Annotated in this window: 1 pseudogene; it reads right to left on the bottom strand. The window is 65.0% G+C overall.

Features of this window, described 5'->3' with window-relative positions:
• A pseudogene (locus tag EN824_RS33560) lies at positions 1-423 on the bottom strand (RTX toxin); the annotation flags it as partial.

Raw genomic sequence — 423 nt, 5'->3', positions numbered from 1 at the left:
GCGCTGGCCGGATTGTATTCGTAGGAATCGGCCGTGCGCGTGCCAGTGCCGCTGACCAAAAATGCCATGTCGTTGAGCGCGGCCCAGCCCGAGCGGTTGACGATCTCCTGCACGATCGCCGAGAGGTCAGGCGTGCGCTCGGCAGCGCCATGCTCGCCCACAATGGTCCACGGGTCCGGCGTCCAGGCCGTGGAGGCTGTCGTCCTCGGAAGCGCGGACACGTTGAAGCTGGCGGCCGTAAAGGGGCTGGCGTCGTCAACATTATCGCCTTGAATGAGCAGCGACGCCGCGCCGGTCTTCACCTCATTGGCCTGGAACTGGATATAGGCGCTGGTGATGATCGCGCCCTTCGGGAGGTCGATGCTGGTGAAGCGGAGGCCGACCGTCTGGCGGGTGCTGCCGTCATAGCCCAGTTCCAGATCG

The organism is Mesorhizobium sp. M8A.F.Ca.ET.181.01.1.1, from assembly GCF_004792025.1.
GTDB lineage: Bacteria > Pseudomonadota > Alphaproteobacteria > Rhizobiales > Rhizobiaceae > Mesorhizobium.
This window is presented reverse-complemented; position numbering and strand designations above follow the sequence as displayed.